Annotated in this window: 17 protein-coding genes; 8 read left to right on the plus strand and 9 right to left on the minus strand. The window is 61.6% G+C overall.

Annotation, left to right across the window (positions count from 1 at the left end; genetic code table 11):
* Positions 1 to 412 precede the first annotated feature (412 nt).
* From BRA1253DRAFT_RS12135 to madL, 4 genes are all read right to left on the minus strand, one after another.
* A complete protein-coding gene (locus tag BRA1253DRAFT_RS12135; protein WP_007594387.1) occupies positions 413 to 1,729 on the minus strand; it encodes a DUF3422 family protein in 1,317 nt (438 codons plus the stop codon).
* 357 nt (positions 1,730 to 2,086) lie between these two features.
* A complete protein-coding gene (locus BRA1253DRAFT_RS12140; protein WP_007594388.1) occupies positions 2,087 to 2,803 on the minus strand; it encodes a GntR family transcriptional regulator in 717 nt (238 codons plus the stop codon).
* Positions 2,804 to 3,568, minus strand: a complete 765-nt coding sequence (madM, locus tag BRA1253DRAFT_RS12145; RefSeq protein WP_007594389.1) for a malonate transporter subunit MadM — start codon at positions 3,566 to 3,568, stop codon at positions 2,804 to 2,806. It abuts the gene before it with no gap.
* Positions 3,565 to 3,999 (minus strand): malonate transporter subunit MadL, encoded by a 435-nt coding sequence (madL, locus tag BRA1253DRAFT_RS12150; protein ID WP_007594390.1) that lies wholly within the window; start codon positions 3,997 to 3,999, stop codon positions 3,565 to 3,567. The genes madM and madL overlap by 4 nt, the downstream gene beginning before the upstream one ends.
* A gap of 193 nt (positions 4,000 to 4,192) precedes the next feature.
* Between madL and mdcA the strand changes: the two genes are divergently transcribed.
* The 8 genes from mdcA to BRA1253DRAFT_RS12190 all read left to right on the plus strand — a co-directional run bounded on the left by mdcA (position 4,193) and on the right by BRA1253DRAFT_RS12190 (position 11,680).
* Positions 4,193 to 5,839 (plus strand): malonate decarboxylase subunit alpha, encoded by a 1,647-nt coding sequence (gene mdcA, locus BRA1253DRAFT_RS12155; protein ID WP_007594392.1) that lies wholly within the window; start codon positions 4,193 to 4,195, stop codon positions 5,837 to 5,839.
* Positions 5,840 to 5,849: 10 nt separating this feature from the next.
* Positions 5,850 to 6,167, plus strand: a complete 318-nt coding sequence (gene mdcC, locus BRA1253DRAFT_RS12160; protein ID WP_007594395.1) for a malonate decarboxylase acyl carrier protein — start codon at positions 5,850 to 5,852, stop codon at positions 6,165 to 6,167.
* Positions 6,164 to 7,078 (plus strand): biotin-independent malonate decarboxylase subunit beta, encoded by a 915-nt coding sequence (locus BRA1253DRAFT_RS12165; protein WP_007594396.1) that lies wholly within the window; start codon positions 6,164 to 6,166, stop codon positions 7,076 to 7,078. Before mdcC ends, BRA1253DRAFT_RS12165 begins: the two co-directional genes overlap by 4 nt.
* On the plus strand, positions 7,065 to 7,805 hold the full coding sequence (gene mdcE / locus BRA1253DRAFT_RS12170) for a biotin-independent malonate decarboxylase subunit gamma (RefSeq protein ID WP_007594398.1): 741 nt from the start codon (positions 7,065 to 7,067) through the stop codon (positions 7,803 to 7,805). Before BRA1253DRAFT_RS12165 ends, mdcE begins: the two co-directional genes overlap by 14 nt.
* Positions 7,798 to 8,445 carry a malonate decarboxylase holo-[acyl-carrier-protein] synthase gene (gene mdcG, locus BRA1253DRAFT_RS12175; protein WP_007594400.1) on the plus strand — a complete coding sequence of 216 codons (648 nt, stop codon included), beginning with the start codon at positions 7,798 to 7,800 and terminating at the stop codon, positions 8,443 to 8,445. Before mdcE ends, mdcG begins: the two co-directional genes overlap by 8 nt.
* Entirely contained in the window at positions 8,442 to 9,290 is an 849-nt protein-coding gene (mdcB, locus tag BRA1253DRAFT_RS12180) for a triphosphoribosyl-dephospho-CoA synthase MdcB (protein ID WP_007594401.1), read from the plus strand. The genes mdcG and mdcB overlap by 4 nt, the downstream gene beginning before the upstream one ends.
* On the plus strand, positions 9,290 to 10,210 hold the full coding sequence (locus tag BRA1253DRAFT_RS12185; RefSeq protein WP_007594403.1) for an acyltransferase domain-containing protein: 921 nt from the start codon (positions 9,290 to 9,292) through the stop codon (positions 10,208 to 10,210). Before mdcB ends, BRA1253DRAFT_RS12185 begins: the two co-directional genes overlap by 1 nt.
* 831 nt (positions 10,211 to 11,041) lie before the next feature.
* Entirely contained in the window at positions 11,042 to 11,680 is a 639-nt protein-coding gene (locus BRA1253DRAFT_RS12190; RefSeq protein WP_007594405.1) for a TetR/AcrR family transcriptional regulator, read from the plus strand.
* Positions 11,681 to 11,915: 235 nt separating this feature from the next.
* On the opposite strand, the gene BRA1253DRAFT_RS43505 is transcribed toward BRA1253DRAFT_RS12190, so the two are convergent.
* The 5 genes from BRA1253DRAFT_RS43505 to BRA1253DRAFT_RS12210 all read right to left on the minus strand — a co-directional run bounded on the left by BRA1253DRAFT_RS43505 (position 11,916) and on the right by BRA1253DRAFT_RS12210 (position 17,661).
* Complete coding sequence (locus BRA1253DRAFT_RS43505) at positions 11,916 to 12,239, minus strand: hypothetical protein (protein WP_157158576.1); 324 nt, start codon at positions 12,237 to 12,239, stop codon at positions 11,916 to 11,918.
* Positions 12,240 to 12,373: 134 nt separating this feature from the next.
* Positions 12,374 to 13,657 (minus strand): MFS transporter, encoded by a 1,284-nt coding sequence (locus BRA1253DRAFT_RS12195; RefSeq protein ID WP_007594407.1) that lies wholly within the window; start codon positions 13,655 to 13,657, stop codon positions 12,374 to 12,376.
* Positions 13,658 to 14,261: 604 nt separating this feature from the next.
* A complete protein-coding gene (locus tag BRA1253DRAFT_RS12200) occupies positions 14,262 to 15,824 on the minus strand; it encodes a bifunctional 3-(3-hydroxy-phenyl)propionate/3-hydroxycinnamic acid hydroxylase (RefSeq protein ID WP_007594409.1) in 1,563 nt (520 codons plus the stop codon).
* A 317-nt stretch (positions 15,825 to 16,141) separates the two neighbouring features.
* The gene (locus tag BRA1253DRAFT_RS12205) at positions 16,142 to 17,002 is read right to left on the minus strand and encodes an alpha/beta fold hydrolase (protein ID WP_007594411.1); all 861 of its coding nucleotides are present in this window, start codon (positions 17,000 to 17,002) and stop codon (positions 16,142 to 16,144) included.
* Positions 17,003 to 17,097: 95 nt separating this feature from the next.
* Positions 17,098 to 17,661: a cupin domain-containing protein gene (locus tag BRA1253DRAFT_RS12210; protein ID WP_007594412.1), complete on the minus strand. Its 564-nt coding sequence runs from the start codon at positions 17,659 to 17,661 to the stop codon at positions 17,098 to 17,100.
* Positions 17,662 to 17,793 lie beyond the last annotated feature (132 nt).

Raw genomic sequence — 17,793 nt, forward strand, 5'->3', positions numbered from 1 at the left:
CTTCTTGGCTAATTGAAAACCTTCTTAGCAGCAGGGAGCGGAACCTTCAATGGGCATTCCAGGGGGCTTTGAGTGCTTAAATAAGACTGGCCGACACTGCTTGCCGCTGAAGGCGGAGAGTGCGGCCTTCACAGATTGCGATGAGACAAACGGCCGCGATGAATCATGTTGAACGTCGGATAACCAGCTCGTACAGCCTCACTCAAGCGCGGCTGCTTCTGAAGAACCCTCCGCCCTGGATGCTAACGTTTAGAGGTGGCGGCGTCATTGTCTCGCAACTGACCACAAACGATCGGCAGCGAGTCGAACCGCACGCGCAGCAATCACACATAGTCGTACGCACCGACTTACATACGGCCCACGAAGTATAATGAGGCCTGCTGCTGCATAGTCGGAGGCGCTTCTTGAGTTATCATCGCTCGTCGCTGACGTGCTTTCGGCGGATTCTCCGAACGATTGACCAAATCATGATTGCGGCAACCGGAACAAATCCCGCAATCATGTAGTTCGGCTCAATGGGTACCCGTCCACTGTCATGAGCAGCTTTGACAACATATGCAAATAGCCCCACGACGTAATAAGTTATGGCCGCGACGGATAACCCCTCGACCGTTGTCTGCAAACGCAATTGCAGGCGAGTCCGGGCGTTCATTGATTGCAGGAGCTCCTGGTTCTGTTGCTCGAGCTCAACATCGACACGCGTTCGCAGGAGGTCTGCAGCGCGCGAAAGTTTGACGGAAAGATTGCCTTGCCTCGCATCGAGGGTAATGCAAGTGCGCATAGCAGGTGCCATTCGGCGTGCCAGGAAGGATGACCAAGTCGGGAACCCGCTCAGCTTCCTCTCACCGATCGTCTGCAGCCGCTGCGCAACTATCTCTTCGTAAGCACGACTGGCGCCAAAGCGAAAACCGCTGGCGGCTGCGCCCGCCTCGACCTCCGCCGCCATCTCCGTTAGTTCATTCAACAACTGCCTGTTGCTGGCAATGTCGTTCGCCCTGCGCATTTCGTCCATTACTTCGGCTAACCGCTTTTCGATAAGACCTACGGTGGGCGCGAGCCGATGAGCTTCGGGCAAGCCAAGAAGGGCGAATGTGCGATAGGTCTCGACCTCAATGACTCGCTGGACGAGTGCTCCCGCGCGCTCTCGGTCTAGTCCTCGGTCAACAACGAGAATGCGAACAAATCCGCGGGAATCCGGCTGGAAATCGGTAGCATAAACGGCTCTCCCATCCGAGTTCTCCGCCATTGCCAGACTTGCGCGATCGAACAGAAGCTGCGGTGCTGGCCGATCTTGCTGTTCAGGGAGCAGATGCACATCGAGAGCAACTAACAATGGACCTGGCTGGGGAACGAGCCCCATTACAGCTGCCAGCGACGCGGCTTCTGGGCTGAATGGCTCTACGTCGACGTCTGATGGAATTTCCCAAGTATAAGTCGTGAACTCGGAATGGTGCTCCCAGCGCAGAGCCATCGGGCCGAGTTGCACGCGATGGTATCTTTCGTCAGGCGATGGCACCACCACACCATATTTGTTGCAGAGCTCTGCAAGGTTCACGCGATCAGTCTGTGCACGCCCCTCTGATGTATCGAAAGCGAAGTGGAGGATGCGGCTGGAAACAGAGATTGGCGTGAATGGACGAGCATGCAACTCTCCCAAGACCGCCGAACGCAACTTATGGGTTGATAGACTGCGCGGTTCGTTATCAACGAGCAAAACGACGTCATTCATTTGCAATTCCCGTGATTCTGAAACATCGAGACTTCATCAAACGACCGGCACGCAAACTCCAGTGTACGGGTGGGCTTCACTACGGCTGCGTCGTAACATCCCACATCCCACAGCCGAATTCAGAAAGGGACGACTGTTCAAGGTTATCTTGCCGCAAGCCGACGCCGTTCTGGCTGAACTATGTCGACATTGTCATGATATTCGGCGGTACGCCTGCGTTGCTGCCGTGCTCGGAGGCCAATGGTTCGGCTCCTAGCTGCCCACGATGGGTCCTGCTGATTCACTGCATAAGATTGTATTGTGCAGCGGACGTTTTGCCGCGCCTACCGGCTTGGTTTGCATCGACAGCCGCGATGGTCAGACCTTGTCGGGTTGGGGGCCGTCTACAGGCCTGAGGCGATCATCGATGTAGCGCCGAAGCGCCGCGGCAGCGTTTAACATGTGGGCGCGCATTCTGCGCGAAGCCGTATCGCCATCCCCCTCAGCGATCGCCTGCATGATGGCATCATGCTCGTCGCGGGACTTGCGGATGCGATCACCCTGGCGCAATTGCGTGCGGCGGAAGGCGCTGAGGCGCGCGCGGACCTCCTGCGCCTGCTCCGCCATAAACGCGTTGTGCGTTGCGCTGTAGATGCCTTCGTGGAACAGACGGTTGAACGCGTCATAGGCATCGACGTCGTTGGCCTCGACCATCGCCAGCGAGCCGTCGTGAAGCTCGATCAGGTCACTGCGCTCGAGCGGGGTCATGCGATAGGTCGCGAGCCTGACGCACATCGCCTCGACCTCGGCGCTGGTCTCGAACATGTCCATGATGCGTTCCGGCGTCATCCGCGCAACGACGAGGCCACGACGTCCGCGCACCTCGACGAGGCCACTGACAACAAGCTGTCGAAGCGCCTCCCGGACCGGCGTGCGGGAGGCGCCGAAGCGATCGGCGAGCTGCTGCTCTTCAAGCGCGGAGCCTGCGACGAGCGCACCGGATGCGATCTCGTCGGTGAGCGCGTTCCGAATGCGATCGGATAGCAGCCCGCCATCATCTTCCGCTTCGGCCGCGACCTTAAACAAACCCGCCATTCACTCTCCTACGATCGCGCGCACCGCGAAATAAAGGATTGACGGCGCGACCAGACAACCCAATCCGGTGTGAAATGTCGCCGTCAACGCACCATAAGGCACCAGGCGCCGGTCGGTCGCCGCAAGCCCTCCGGAAACGCCGCTGACCGTTCCCATCAAGCCGCCAAAGACCATTGCGCTGCGCGGATTGTCCAGACCGATCATCTTCGCCACGAAGGGGGTACCGATCATGACGATCACTGCCTTGAATACACCGGTCGCAATCGAGAGCGCAATGACCGGTGACGATGCTCCAATCGCGGCTCCGGTGACAGGCCCCACGATATAGGTCACCGCGCCGGCACCAATCGTCGTCATCGACACCGCATCGGTATAGCCAAATGCGGCGGCAACGAACACGCCGAGAATGAAGGGAACGACCGTTCCCAGTCCAAGCGCGATCGCTCCGATCGCGCCGGCCTTGCGCGCATGAACGACATCGACCTCGAAGGCCGTGGCGACGATGGCAAAATCCCGCAGCATCGCGCCTCCCATCAAGCCGATCCCGGTCAGCGCTGGCAGGTCGGCCACACCCTTTTCGCCGCCGGTGGCAAGCCCCCCGAAAAAGGCCAGCGCAAGACCGAGCATGATCGCGATTGCGGAGGCGTGGATCCGCCCGAAGGTGAGGTATTTCGAGATCGCTCCCGATATCCACATCAGGATCCCCACAGCCGCGAAAGCGGTGATCAGCGCATTGGCGGCGAGTACGTGAGACATCATGTTCATCCGATCCTCCCGGACTTGAAGTGGGGCACGTTGGCCTCAATCAACTCTCGCGCTTCGATCTCGTCCATGGTCTCGACACGGCCGCTCAGTCGGCCGATCAGGGCTACCATCGCGAAACACACCGCGACCGCGCCAATTCCCGCGACGACGACGACCGGTCCGCCTTTGACCGCAGCGACCACGTTTTGCTGCGCGGCCATGGCGACCACGATCGGGATGTAGAAGCTGCCCCAAAACTCGACGCCGGTCTTGAGCCCGGGACTGAGCTGGCCATGCCGGAGCAGCCAGAGCCGGCCCGCGATCAGGAACATCATCGCGATCCCGACGCCGCCGACATTGGCCTTTACGCCGAGGGCGACGCCAAGCAGGTCCCCCAGCAGGCCGCCGAGCAGCGTGCAGATTGCGAGCAGTGCAACACCGGAAATGGTCACGGGCGCCTCCCCTCAATGAGCGAGGATCCGACCCCCGGATATGGACGCCATGCATGCAATCCCATCGCAAATTCCCTCCTGTGTATGCGAATATCACTCGCTTATCGAATTGTGCATACACTAATTGACATTGTAACGCAACATGCATACATTGAACCTGCTCGAAACGAGCTGCGCATGCCGGAGAGCCGAGATGAACGATTGGGGTATGCAAAAGGCCGCTTTGGGCGAGCGCCTCGCGGCGGGCCGACGCTACGCCGAGGGGAAGGTCGTTCCTCTCTCGAGCCTGCCAGCTTTTCTCAAAACCGTGGTTAGGTCAGGCGACCGGGTGTGCCTCGAGGGCGACAATCAGAAGCAGGCGGACATCCTCGCCTCGGCGCTCGCAAACCTCGACCCTGCCGAGGTTCATGACCTGCACATGGTCCAGTCCGGTGTGGTGCTGCCCGCGCATCTCGACATCTTCGAGAAGGGCATCGCTCGCCGGCTCGACTTCTCCTATTCCGGCCCGCAGGCGGCGCGCATCGCGAAGATGCTGTTCGGCCGCAAGATCGAGCTCGGTGCCGTCCATACCTACCTGGAGCTGTTCGCCCGCTATTTCATCGATCTCACGCCGAACGTTGCGCTGATCGCCGCGGTGAGCGCCGACAAGGACGGCAACCTCTATACCGGACCGAACACCGAAGACACGCCGACTGTCGTGGAAGCGACGAGCTACAAGAACGGCCTCGTCGTGGCGCAGGTCACCGAGATCGTCGACCAGGTGCCCCGCGTCGACATTCCCGGCGGCCTCGTGCATTTCGTGGTCGAAGCCGGGCGCCCCTTCTATGTCGAACCGCTCTTCACCCGCGATCCCGCCGCCATCACCGAGACCCAAATCCTGACGGCGATGCTGGCCATCAAGGGCATCTACGCCCCCTATGGCGTGCGCCGACTCAATCACGGTATCGGCTTCAACACCGCCGCGATCGAGCTGCTGCTCCCGACCTATGGCGAGAAACTCGGTCTCAAGGGCAAGATCTGCACCCACTTCGCGCTCAATCCGCATCCAACGCTGATTCCGGCGATCGAATCCGGCTGGGTCGAGCAGATCCATTGCTTCGGATCGGAAGTCGGCATGGAGGACTATGTCGCCGCGCGATCGGATATCTTCTTCACGGGACCTGACGGGTCGCTGCGATCCAATCGCGCCTTCTGCCAGACCGCGGGCCTCTATGCTTGCGACATGTTCATCGGATCGACGCTCCAGATCGACCTTGAGGGCCACAGCTCGACGGTCACGACCAGCCGCATCGCCGGATTCGGCGGTGCCCCCAACATGGGATCCGATCCACGGGGCCGCCGCCACCCGAGCGAACCCTGGCTCAAGGCCGGCGCCGAGGCTGCGCCCGACGCCGATGCAGCGCTGCGCCGCGGCCGCAAGCTGGTGGTGCAGATCGGCGAGACCTTTGGCGAACGCAACGCCCCGCTGTTCGTCGAGCGGCTGGACGCGCTCGAGCTGGCGCGCGAGCTCAAGCTCGATCTCGCGCCAGTGATGGTCTATTCCGACGACGTGACCCACATCGTAACCGAGGAAGGTATCGCCAACCTCCTGATGTGCCGCACCAAGGACGAGCGCGAGCAGGCGATACGCGGAGTTGCCGGATACACCGGCATCGGCCGGGCCCGCGATCCGAAACTTGTCGAGCAGCTCAGGCAGCGTGGTGTGATTCAGCGCCCCGAAGATCTCGGAATAGATCCGCTCGACGCCGACCGGAATCTGCTGGCGGCCCGGTCGATCAAGGACCTCATGCTGGCCTCCGGCAGCCTCTACCGCCCGCCCAGCCGCTTCCGCAATTGGTGAGGAGTTTTGCATGGAAAAGCTCAGCTTCAGACTGTCTTCCCCGAGCAGCGCCAGCGGCACTCGCCCGCAGGCGATCGTCGGCGTCGTCGCGTCCGGCAATCTCGAGGTCCTGCTGGAACGGACCTCGCCCCCCGATGTCTGCACCATCGAGATCGCTACGGCCGCGCATGGCTTCGGCATGGTGTGGGATGCCGTGGTCCGCGACTTCGTCGCCCGCCGGTCGGCCGGTGGCTTGCGCATTTCCATCAATGACGGCGGAGCCCGGCCCGACACTGTCGCGCTGCGGCTCGCACAGGGCGTCCGCAAGATCGAGGAGCCGGAACGATGACAGCCGCCACAGCCAACAATGTTTCGCTGAGCTGGTATGAGGCTAGCGCCCGGCAGCGCATCGATGCTCTCGTCGATGCCGGCAGCTTTCGTGAACTGATCGGCCCCGAATTGAGGGAGACGAGTCCGCATCTTTCGATCTTCGATCTGCCCGAGCAGTTCGACGACGGCATTGTGATCGGGCGCGGCCGGGTGGACGGTTCATCCGTGCTCGTTGCCGCACAGGAAGGACGCTTCATGGGCGGCGCGTTCGGTGAAGTTCATGGCGCGAAACTCACCGGACTGCTGCGCGCGGCGTGCACGCTGCAGCAGGACGTTCTAGTCCTGTTCGACACCGGCGGCGTGCGGCTCCAGGAGGCCAATGCCGGCGAGCTCGCGATCGCCGAGATCATGCGGGCTATCGTCGAGGCGCGGCGCGCGGGCATCAGCGTCATCGGGCTGATCGGCGGACGCGCCGGATGCTATGGCGGCGGGAGCCTGATCGCCGGCACCTGCTCGCGCCTGATCGTGTCGGAGCAGGGCCGGATCAGTGTCAGCGGCCCCGAGGTGATCGAGACCAACAGAGGCATCGAGGAGTTCGACTCGCGCGACCGCGCGCTGGTCTGGCGCACGATGGGCGGCAAGCATCGCTACCTGATCGGCGGCGCCGACATGTTCATCGACGACGAGGCGTCGGCATTCCGTCTGGCCGCAATCGACGCGCTCGAGTTCAGGCGACGGTGGGACCTAGCTGTTCTCAAGGCGGAGCAGAAGCGCCTCGAGCGGCGGCTACAGCGTTTCGGCGACGCTGAGGATGCCGTCGATATCTGGCAGGCACTCGGCCTCAACGGCCCGACAAATATCCCCGCGCTTCCAACGGACGCGTTCCTTCGCGCGGCAGGCAACAGGGAGAACGCCGATGACGCTCGATAACATTCTGGCCGGCCTCTTCCCGAACGGCAGCAAGATCGAGGTCACCGGTGCGATCATCGCCGGCAAGGCGACGCTAGCCGATGGAAAGCCGGTCCACGTGCTCGGCATCACCCAAGGACAGGACCTTGGCGTGGACGAAGCGATCGAGCTCGCAGGCCATGTGATCGAGATCATCGGATCGCAAGACCGCGCTCCGATCCTGGTTCTGGTGGATTCCGCCAGTCAGCGCATGAGCCGGCGCGACGAGCTGCTCGGCCTCAGCGAGTACCTGTCGCATCTCGCCAAGGCGCTGCTGCTGGCGGAGGCAGAAGGTCACCGCACCGTCGGTCTGCTCTACGGCGGCAGCGCGGCCGGCGCGTTCATCGCAACGGCGCTGGCCACCGGCACGCTGGTGGCGCTTCCGGGCGCGCATCCCGCCGTGATGGATCTGCCGTCGATGGCGCGGGTCACCAAGCTTCCGATCGAGCTTTTGAAGGCCAAGGCGGAAGCGACGCCGGTATTCGCTCCCGGGCTCGACAACATGGTTCGCACCGGCGGCATTCAAATTGTCTGGGACGAAACTGCGCCGTTGGCGCCGCAGCTTGCGGCCGTGCTGGATCGGCCTATTGGACAGGATAATCGCGGCCGGCTCGGGGCCGAACGAGGTGGACGGCGGAAGGCAGCCGACATCGCCGACCGGGTCGTCGCGATGGCGACGAGCGCATCCCGGGACCTGCGCCGTGGCTGATCCTCTCGAACGCCATACGATGGTGAAGACTTCCCCGGCCGCCTGGACCGCGGTGATGGCACGGCACCCGGAGTTAGCCGAGCATGTGATCGTCGAAGGCTGGGCGCGCGCCTGCCGTCCGCTCGTCGTGCGGCGGCCAGGCTGCAGCGATCCCGCGGGAACTATTCCGGTCGGAATGCCGCTGCCGCCGTCTCACGGCAAGCGGCGCATCGCGGTCGCGCTCGATGCCGGCGAGATTATCGAGCAGAAGCCGCCTCCGCTGCTGGCCGACGCGGCCGCGTCCGCCCCCGCCGCGTGGCAGGACACGATCGATCGGCTTGTCCGCCTGTGTCCGGAAACCCGAACTTTCGGCAGCCTGGCTTGGCAACATCTCACCGGCCTGCCCTATCTTTCGGATCAGTCGGACCTCGACCTGCTGTGGCCCGCACTGGCACCCCAGCAGGCGAGCACCCTGCCCTTCGAGATCGCCGACATTGCGCACCTAGCGCCGATGCGGTTGGACGGAGAGATCATCTGTGCCGCAGGCGGCGTGCAATGGCGTGAATTGACAGGCGCGAACGCGGACGAAGTTCTCGTGAAGCGGCACAGCGGTGTTCAAAGCATGACTAGAGCCGCTTTTCTCGCAGGCAGGACGCCATGACTATTTCGCTGAGATGGCAATCACAGCCGGGACGCGAGCTCCATGCGGAGCAGATCGGTGATCTCGCATCGCTTTGCCTCAAGCTTGAGGTTACAACGCATCCGAAGCCGGGGCTCGTCAGCCAGATCGACAACGGCGCACACAGCGACATGGACGCCGAGCTGCTGTGCCGCAGTGCCGATACCCTCACTGCCTTCTTCCGTGAGTTGGCGGTCGCGGGCGCCGAGGGCGCCGGCATGAGCCGACTGCGCGCGATCGGGGTCGCGGCCGAGCGCGCCATGCTCGCGGCTACAGCAGGAGTGAACACGCATCGCGGCGCAATCTTCGGGCTGGGCCTCCTCTGCGCCGCGGCCGGTTTTCGCAGCGCGCTCGGCCTTCGAAAGTCGCTCGGCGATGTCGTGTCGCAAAGGTGGGGCGACGACATCCTGTCCGGCCCGATATCGCTGCGCAGCCATGGCTCCGTGGCCGCCCGGCGCTACGGCGCCGGCGGCGCCAGGGCGGAAGCGGCCGATGGCTTTCCGTCGGTCTATGACATCGCACTGCCCGCGTTGCGCGCGGCACGGACGCGCGCACCTGATGACGAGGAAGCGGTTCGCATTCAGACATGCATGACCCTCATCGCCAATGTTGCCGACACCAACTTGCTCCATCGGGGCGGACCCGAGGGATTGCGCTTCGCGCAAGCCAGCGCATCGGCATTCCTCTCCGCCGGAGGCGTCGGGTCTGCGGAGTGGCGCGCCCGCGCCGTCGATATTCATCACGCGTTCGTGGCGCGCAATCTCAGCCCGGGCGGCTCGGCGGATCTGCTCGCCATGGCGCTGTTCGTCGATCGGCTGGAGCGCTGATGCTAGCGCTGCTCTGCGGCGGACAAGGTACGCTTTCGGACAAGGTCTTCGATCTGGTCGCCGATCGAGCTGCCGCAGAGCCGATCTTTGCTGCGGCGACCGCCTGTCTCGGCGAGGATCCCCGGAAGCTGGTCAGGACGCAAGGCAGCGACGAACTGTCCGCCAACCATGTCAGCCAGATCCTGACCGTCACATCGGCGCTGGCGATCCACGGCTGCATTGCCGACCTGCTGACCCGGCAAACTGCCGTCACGGGTTACAGCGTCGGCGAGATGGCGGCCTGGAGCATTGCCGGAATATGGACGGCCGAAGAAGCCTTGCGGTTGACGGATGTCCGCGCGCAGCTGATGGACCGCGTGGCCGGACCGGGCGGTCGCCTCGGCTATGTACGCGGCCTCGATCAGGCCGCGCTCGAACCTCTGCTCGAAGCATACCGCTGCAAGATCGCGATCCGGAATCCCGATCGTCTTGTCGTGATCGGGGGCTCTGAGCAGGACGTGACCGATCTCTGCCAGGAGGCAGTTCGACGGGGCGCCGTGCGCAGCGGTCTTCTCTCAGTGAAGATCGCTTCCCACACCTCACGGCTCGCGAGAGCCTGCAAACCATTGCAGGAGGCGCTCGACGACAGCAGGCGCGCCCCAATTGCAAGCGGGCGAATCCTGCTCGCGGGAGGCGACGGCGAGCGCATCTTCTCGGCAAGCGATGCGACAGTGAAGCTTGCCTGCCAGGTCGCACAGTTCATTGACTGGGAAGCGACTCTGGAAGCCCTCGCAGAGCTGGGAACCACCCGGGTGCTGGACCTCGGTCCGGGACATGCGCTCACCGAAATGATGCAGGCCTTTCGTCCGGAATTGCGCTGCTACGCGGCCGATGGATTTCGCACCATGGAGGGCCTGCGCCACTGGGTTGCCTCCGAATAGCTTTCCACCACTACGCGTTCCAGGCTATCGAACAATTCCTCGAGCCTGTGGAACGGCGAATCCCGCATCGGACCGTGTAGGCGACGCGATCGCCATCGCGTTGCAGCGGCCGTCCTCTGGATTTCCGCAAGCGTCGGGCCACGAACGTCGGGCGCCTCCTTCAGGCCCGATGTCCAGGCGGATGAGGCCTCTACGCTTGCACTCCAGCCTTAGCGCGCCACAGCGAAGAAGTCGCGGGGCAATTGCCCGATGCCGCGGCGGGTGTCCTCCTCCGTACAGCAGCCGTCTGATTGTCCTGACCGGCAAGAGTGCCAGCGGCTTGCCAAATCCCGGGAGAGCTGACCTCCGCAAGCTCGGAAGTCTGGTTCCGGATCATGGGCTCCATGCCGAATCCGCCGCACTTGTATTATCAAGGCGATTTCTTCCGGAGCTGGCCGCTCTCCAAACGATCCGATATCCATTCGTACGCTAACACCATTGGCCGAGCAGTAACGTGGTTGGCGAGGAGACCAGGCTTCCATTCCGGATTCCTCGGCGGATCCGCTAAATCGGTTAGAGCATCCGGGTCGGTCGCTATGGGGAACTGCCGATCTGTCGCCGCCATCGTGCGCGGCATCGGCCAGCACCAACGCTATTACCCAAATGCGAGCAGATATACGCGCCTTGCTTTAATACGGATCGTATCGTATTGACACGTTGAAATAATATTGGATCCGGGCCCCTCGAGGCTACGGAGACCAACTGGCTCCCTTTTGCTTCAACCGCTAAGAACCTTCAATGGCATTAATCCAAGCGAAACGCGCCTACAGGAGAGCTGTTACTGAAGCAGTGATGAATTCTCAAGGATCCGACGCTCCTGATCCGAGGCCGGCCGGGCGACCGCGCGATCTCGCCTCGCGGCGATCGATCCTGTCGGCGACGATGAGCCTGCTCCAAACCATGTCGGTCACAGACCTTGCGATCGAAACGGTTGCGCGGGAGGCGCGCGTTTCGAAGGCGACGATTTATCGATGGTGGGACGGCAAGGCCGCACTCGTGATCGACGCGTTCATGGAATCCCATTTCAGCAACACGCCCATGCCGACCGCAGTCGATCCGCGGACTGCCCTCAAACGACATCTCACCTCACTCGTGCAATATTTCAGTGGGCGCGCCGGGAAGCTGGTCGTGCAGATCCTGAGCGAAGGCCACAACAACGATGCACTTCTCGCCGACTTTAACGAACGATTCTCCAAGAACCGGCGGCGCCTCGTGCAGGAGACTTTTCAGCGAGGACAGCGGGAGGGCTTGTTCAGGCTCGATGTCGATGCGGCATGGGCAGTCGAGATGCTGTATTCGCCGATCTACCGCCGACTGATCTTTGGCCAGCCGCTCGACGATGAGTTCGTCGGGCTGCTCTGCAAGAGCGTGGATTCCCTATTCTCAACTGACACGAAACCAAAGGCGCCGCAGCCGGGCCCGAAGAAGTAGCGTCTCGCCATCGGCGACGGCACGCACGCGGTGCGTGGAAACACGGGCGATGCTTCCAGCATCCGGGCGCGGCTGATAGGCTGGGGAAATAGCGGATTGACGGAGGAAGTCATGAGGCAGGCTGTGCTCCCGCCGGATCAGGTGAGAACGACATTGCCTCCGCGGTGCTCTCGATCGCACGCCCGGCATTCCAGCAAACCCTGCTCGACACATCGCGACGCATAGCCGGTATCGGTCACTGTATGGTCTTTGCCTTGGCCGACGGGTTGTCCGCGCTGTGTTCTTGATGTCGACAACATCTCCTCCTGTCGATAGCGTCGCGCGATTCCGGCTCGACCGGCTTCCACCTGCGTGGGAGGCTCGAACTTGCGTTCTGCATCATGTCTGAAGCTTGTTCCCGATCATGATGCTTGCACGCTGCAAGCGTGTGCCACTGGATCGCAAGCCGCACAGCAACACATTGTTCAAATCGTGGTAACTTCTTCAGTCCCTCTTGGCCGAACTCGTCGCCGATGCCGGACTGCTTGACCCGCCGAACGGTGCGTTCGGCGTAGCGCACGATGAAAAGCTCGTCATTACCGTCGATCGCGTTGTGTCTGATAGGGGAGTCCCGACCAACTCTTCGGCTTGATGCGGTCTTCCATCGGGATCACGCCCAAGCTGATCTTGATCTTCGGCGTGCCCGTACGGAAACTAGTGTTCGGGCCGCGCAATCGTGTGAACGGCAGCGTCAATCTTCGATCCTGCCGCCGTTCTCTCGCCTGCAAGGTTGGCCAGCCCCTCTCGAAAGACCGACAAGCGTCCAATGAGGCTGAGAATGGAAGCACTCAGCATGCTGCAAGCCGCCAGAGCGAACCAGGGGAGATAGTTGCCTGCCGCGTCGTATGCGAGGCCAGCCACCAGCGGCCCCGCGCTGCCACCGATCGACACGGCAAGCATGATGCCGCCGAAGAGCGAGCTGAAATGCTTCGACGGAAAGCGCCGACCGATCAGGTAGAAGGCCAGATCGAGTTCAGATCCAATCGTGAAGCCCACCGCCAAGGCGCCCGGCAAGATCAACTCGGAGTTGCCCGACGCCAGCATGACCACACCACACGCGGACAGTCCGAAGATCGTCGCCGCGAGCAAGTTCGCCTCCAGGCGGTCCAGCAAAAACCCGGTGATCAGCCGCCCGACAATGACGGCGAAGCCCATAAGTCCGGCCAACTGCGCTGCGTCGGCCGCCGACAGGCCACGATCTGTCAGCATCGGAACAAGGTGAACGATCGTTCCGAATATCCCTATCGAGGCCAACAGGAAAACCAGCGCTAACAACATGAAGCGCTTGTTGGCGTACAACTGCCATTTCCATTGCGTGGCACCGGCCTCGGCAGGATCACGCGCGGACTGGTTCTTCAGGAGCCAAGCCACGATCGGGATTGCCGCAACGACGAGCCCGGATAAGCCAATGTAGGCGCCGCGCCACGTGTAGGCAGTCAGCAACTTGTTGACCAGCGATGGAAACAGCAGAGCGCCAAGACCGGGTCCGCAATAGACGATTCCATAGGCGAGGCCCAAACGTCTCGGAAAATTGGCGAGCACGAAGCGCCCGTACGAGACCGGGGTGGTCGCGTTGCCAAGGATAGCAAGAAAGAACGTGAGAACGAGGAAGCTCAGCAATCCCGTTGTTGCGATTCCGAGCAAGAGAAATGACAGCGCCAATCCACCCGCGGACACAAGCGCCATTCGGTAAGCGCCGAACCTGTCGACCAATTGACCCGAAAAGGGGCTGATGATGCCGATCGTCAGCATCGGGATCAAAACACCAAGCGACGCCATTCCGCGGCTCCAGCCGAACTCGGTTGCGAGCGGCTTCAGGAACAGCCCCGAACTATAGAAGAAGATTGATGTAATCCCAGTCGTCATCCCGAGCAGACAGCCAAGAATGACGTCGCGACCGCGCCACAGCTCGCCGTGCAAACCACTTTGAGTGTCCATCCCGGATTCCCCAGCTTTCCTGCCCTATGTGATTTTTATTACAGTACGGATCGTTTCATATCTAAGAAGTCCGGTCAACCGGTTCATGGGCTGATGAGACTGCGACGGACAATGAGGCAGCCCAGTTGTGTGGCGCGTCTAAGCAAGGGCGACAGAAATTGCGCTGCGCTATCATGCCGGCATCGAACTGTCCGCGTGTTCTGCGCCCTGACGGCTCGCGGAACTTGGAACGTCTAAAGATGAGCACGATCTGCCGTTCGACGCTGTCCGCCGAGTCGCAGGTTTCTATGTGGCATGCGACCGATATCGGATCGCGGTGCGCGACGCCGGCAATGGCGTCGGATCGTCGATGCGTTCTGGTCAGCCCCTGCGATTCCAGATCGTTTCCCAGCTTCAACGGCTCACGACGAAAGGCGAAGCGATGTAGCCGCGACACCTTATCGTTTGTAAAGGCGATGTGGTGGGCAATATCTTGAGTAAGAATTAGCCTTCTCACGACCGGGCGGATACAACGTGTCCGTTGTCTGGTCGGTCACTACGATGCCGAGCGCGCCGGCGTGAATGTCACGGCTGGCGGTGGTAGCGAGAGCTCGTCTCTCCTGCTTCAGCCGACGAGTCCCAACTGGCCATCCAGACGCTTAAGCTTGTGTGCCAGATCGTTTTCGTCCTGCACCGTGGCATAGACATAGCGATCGGGACGCACGACCACCGCTGCCGTATCGTTGGCGGCGGCCCATCTGGCAAAAATGTCGCCAGCTTCGACTAGCGCAACGACACCATCCGGCACTGGCTCTGCGGACGATTGAATGACAATCCGTTGCCCCCCAATGCGACGCCAGGCATCCGCATGAGGTTCCATCCAGGTCTGCGCCGCCGGATTTGCCGTCACGTACAGAAAAGCCATCGGGCAAATGTCATCCATCAACCGGGTGCGGCCGCTGATGACGACCTCCGGCTGAACCATGAGGCTTCCCGACAATAGATCGTTGGTGAGAATGCCATTCGTCAGATTGGGAATGAAGGCCTGGCGCGTCGTCGTCATCCGCCCTTCGCGCAGTTCCGCGCGTAGTATCCGGTCTCGCTCGCGCGCGCGTGCCTCGTCCATTTCGCCGATGATGAGGCCGAACTCCTTGGCGTGTTGGATGACTTTTGCGACATGCGGCTTCCGCTCGGTCTCGTAAGTTGACAGCAGGATATCGGACCCGCCGTTACGCTGCGCAAGAACGAGCTTCCATGCGAGATTGAAGGCGTCACGCAGGCCTGCGCAGAGACCCTGGCCAAGGAAAGGCGGCATCTGATGGACGGCGTCACCGGCCAGGAACACGCGTCGGCTCGCCCAGCGATCTCCAACCCGTGCCGCAAAGCGGTAGGTTGCGCTGCGCCAGATGTCGAAGCAGCGGATGTCGACATAATTGGCCATCACGGCGCGCACCCGCGCCGGATCGTCGAACTCAGCCGGGCTCTCCTGCGCCAGCAACTTGATCTCCCATCGGCGCAGATTGCGGGGACCGACGACATAGGTCGCGGGCCGCGACGGCCAGCAATATTGCGTGGTCTTGCGCGGCAGGTCGGTGTCGCGAAGCTGCCAAGCGTCGATGACGATCCACCATTCGTCAAACCGATAGTCTTCGAGATTGACACCGAGACGCTTGCGGATCTCGCTGTTTGCCCCCTCGCAGCCGACCAGAAACGTGGCCGTCGCGGTCTCGCTGGCGCCGGTCGCATTGTTGGCAATTGTTACAACGACACGGGCACTATCTTCGGCGAAGTCTGTAACGGTACAGCCGAGTTTCGTCGTGACGTTCGCCCGCAGGCTGAGCGCACGACGGAGCATTTTTTCGAGCTCCGGCTGGACGAAGGTCGAAGTCGACGGCCAGCCGAGTGCATACGGCGGCGGGGCCGGATCAAACAGCTTGATGATCTCACCATCGACCCCGAGGAAGTCCGTTCCAGGATGCGGCCGCGTGCTGGGGAAGAGCGTGTGGGCGACGCCGCAATATTGCAGCGTGCGCATCGCTTCCCAGTCCAGAACAATGGCGCGCGGAGTCGGGTATACCTCCGGAAACCGCTCTACGACGCAGACGCTCAGACCCTGCGCGGCAAGGAGGTTTGACAGCACGCCGCCGGTCGGTCCACACCCTGAAACAAGGACGTCAAAATGCTGCAAATGATCTCCAATGCGCCTCCTAGCGGTGACGATCGATAGATGCCGTTTGCGATCACCCGCTTGCTAACCATTTCTTTGGCACATCCGCCGAGGGGCCACTCCCCGCAAGAACCATATCAGTAGCGTCCATCCCAACATACCCATCCCGAAATCGCTGCCGCAAGGCCGCCTTCGCCAGGGTAGTACTGGATGCAGCACGTCTTTAACAAAGCAGCGACATTCGAAAAGGAGCTTGGAGGTTCGGTCCCTGTCGTCCTCGACATCAGTCACGCTTAGTCAGGCCCATCACACGTCGTCCGGCAAGCCAGCCCAACACTCTAGATCACACCGGTGTCCGACAAAAATCTCGTGATAGCCTTTGTTGCACCGGCAGGGTTTTCAAATTGAAGAGCGTAGTGTCCCTCGACGTCCACCACTTGGGCGTTTCGCCAAAAGCGCGCGATTTCATCAGCTTGCTCGCGTGAGAGCGCAGCACCGAGACTCGCCCGCATGATCAAGACGGGACATTCGACCCGTGCTGCGTAAGGACGCAGATTATTGCTGAGGTGCGCAAGCCCCTGCGCCACGCGTATCTTGTCATACCGCGGGATCAATCGACCGTCCCCGATATGCACATAGTTGTGTTCAATGCGATGATGGAGCGCAGCATCTGGATCGTGAGTGAAAGGCTTTCTCGGCCTCATGAAAGCATAGGCCTCTTCCTTCGACTTGAATTCATCAGGATGACTTATCGTGCTGCAGGCACCTTCGAGGACACTCTGCGCACTCTCGCGTGTACCATAGAAGTTGCTGAGATGAGGACCGGCGATCAGCGCAAGGGCTGACACGCGCTGCGGATACCGGGCCGCGAACACTTGGGCAACGCGCCCGCCGAGGGAGTGCCCGACAAGGATCGCACGATCAATCCCCAGTTCCTGCATGAAGGTTGCAAGATCTTCCGTGTATTCTTGCGCCGAATAGTCGCCGGCGGCCTTGTCCGTGCGGCCATGCCCTCGCTGGTCGGGAGCGTGGACGTGAAACCGATCCCCCATAGCATCGGCCATGAACTCAAACATCCGACCATAGCCAAGGGAGGGATGCAAAAATATCAGGTTTGGTCCCTGCCCCGCCCATTCGTGGTAGTGCACCGCAAGTCCATTCGAAAGCTTGACGGTATCTTGCCTGAAGTGACGCCGCATTCAAAAATCCTCCCAGATCACTGCCTCGTCAGCCCCGGGGGCAGACGGCATCGGCTCGTCCGAGCTTGCGCGTGCCGGCACGACGAGCCGCGCCCTCATCTGCTGTCGTCATCCGGAAGCGCAAGAAGCACAAAGGCCATGCGGCATGGCTTGCTCGAGCGGTTCGACCAGCTGTGGCTGGTTGCGCGTTGGATCAGGACATCACCGGCGCGCATCAGCGTCTCGCCTTTGTCCATCATGGCGTAGATCTCGCCCTCAAGCACGATCGCATAGTCCAGAGAGAGCGTTTTGTGAAACCAGAAGTGTCGACCAGGCCGATCTCCGACAACGTGGTTTTCGGCGAGGAATTCGGCGAGCTTTGTAATGTCGATCTCTTGATCGGGCGGAAAGTCGGCGATCCTCAGCAGCGACCCACCTTCGGAGTGGAATCCGAAGATGTGGCCGGCAGGCGCAGGATCATCTCCCGGCGCGGCCGCAGCGCCTGTGGCCCATGGAACCTGTGCCGCTGATGCAAACTTCGTGATTGTGACATTGGGCGTGGGCCCGTCGGACACGATCAAGGAGCGCCCCTCGCTATCTTCGCCGGTGACGATCCGTCGGACCGGCTTGTATTTGATTGCGGCGAGGGGCGTGGTTTGCTCGTCTCTCAAATCGCTCATCAATATCTGACCTTCTGACCTCTTTCCCGCCATTTAGATACAGTACGTTTCGTTTTGTCAAGATGACGCAGCAAAAGAACCGGGCTGCACGGGAGGAATGCCCCCCGTGAGAACAGGGATGATGACCTCGCG

Origin of the sequence: Bradyrhizobium sp. WSM1253 (genome assembly GCF_000244935.1) — a bacterium.
Classification (GTDB): domain Bacteria; phylum Pseudomonadota; class Alphaproteobacteria; order Rhizobiales; family Xanthobacteraceae; genus Bradyrhizobium; species Bradyrhizobium canariense.

Bases quoted from the DNA above. Each gene is read 5' to 3' on its own strand.
- BRA1253DRAFT_RS12185 (WP_007594403.1), top strand. From the start codon at position 9,290: ATGCTAGCGCTGCTCTGCGGCGGACAAGGTACGCTTTCGGACAAGGTC.
- BRA1253DRAFT_RS12205 (WP_007594411.1), bottom strand. From the start codon at position 17,002: ATGCGGCGTCACTTCAGGCAAGATACCGTCAAGCTTTCGAATGGACTT.
- mdcC (WP_007594395.1), top strand. From the start codon at position 5,850: ATGGAAAAGCTCAGCTTCAGACTGTCTTCCCCGAGCAGCGCCAGCGGC.
- BRA1253DRAFT_RS12195 (WP_007594407.1), bottom strand. From the start codon at position 13,657: ATGGACACTCAAAGTGGTTTGCACGGCGAGCTGTGGCGCGGTCGCGAC.
- mdcE (WP_007594398.1), top strand. From the start codon at position 7,065: ATGACGCTCGATAACATTCTGGCCGGCCTCTTCCCGAACGGCAGCAAG.
- BRA1253DRAFT_RS12135 (WP_007594387.1), bottom strand. From the start codon at position 1,729: ATGAATGACGTCGTTTTGCTCGTTGATAACGAACCGCGCAGTCTATCA.
- madM (WP_007594389.1), bottom strand. From the start codon at position 3,568: ATGAACATGATGTCTCACGTACTCGCCGCCAATGCGCTGATCACCGCT.
- mdcB (WP_007594401.1), top strand. From the start codon at position 8,442: ATGACTATTTCGCTGAGATGGCAATCACAGCCGGGACGCGAGCTCCAT.
- BRA1253DRAFT_RS12210 (WP_007594412.1), bottom strand. From the start codon at position 17,661: ATGAGCGATTTGAGAGACGAGCAAACCACGCCCCTCGCCGCAATCAAA.
- BRA1253DRAFT_RS12165 (WP_007594396.1), top strand. From the start codon at position 6,164: ATGACAGCCGCCACAGCCAACAATGTTTCGCTGAGCTGGTATGAGGCT.
- BRA1253DRAFT_RS12140 (WP_007594388.1), bottom strand. From the start codon at position 2,803: ATGGCGGGTTTGTTTAAGGTCGCGGCCGAAGCGGAAGATGATGGCGGG.
- BRA1253DRAFT_RS12190 (WP_007594405.1), top strand. From the start codon at position 11,042: ATGAATTCTCAAGGATCCGACGCTCCTGATCCGAGGCCGGCCGGGCGA.
- mdcA (WP_007594392.1), top strand. From the start codon at position 4,193: ATGAACGATTGGGGTATGCAAAAGGCCGCTTTGGGCGAGCGCCTCGCG.